The organism is Paraburkholderia sp. SIMBA_030 (genome assembly GCF_046535245.1).
Lineage (GTDB): Bacteria > Pseudomonadota > Gammaproteobacteria > Burkholderiales > Burkholderiaceae > Paraburkholderia.
Map to the genome: position 1 here is coordinate 1 of NZ_JAWRXB010001227.1, position 250 is coordinate 250.

At 47.2% G+C, this 250-nt stretch carries 1 protein-coding gene; it reads left to right on the forward strand.

What is annotated here, in order from left to right; all coding sequences use genetic code 11:
* Positions 1-250, forward strand: a 250-nt coding sequence (gene crl, locus SB772_RS43950; protein WP_410839021.1) for a sigma factor-binding protein Crl, incomplete at both ends; no start/stop codon positions are given.

Here is a 250-nt window from a genome sequence, read left to right on the forward strand (position 1 = left end):
CAGATTGATCAAAAAATTTACCGCAGTAGGCCCGTATATTCGTGAAGGTAAGTGCGAAGATAATCGATTCTTTTTCGATTGTCTGGCTGTATGCGTCAACGTGAAACCTGCACCGGAAGTGCGTGAGTTCTGGGGCTGGTGGATGGAGCTTGAAGCGCAGGAATCCCGTTTTACCTACAGTTACCAGTTTGGTCTGTTCGATAAAGCAGGCGACTGGAAGAGTGTTCCGGTAAAAGACACTGAAGTGGTT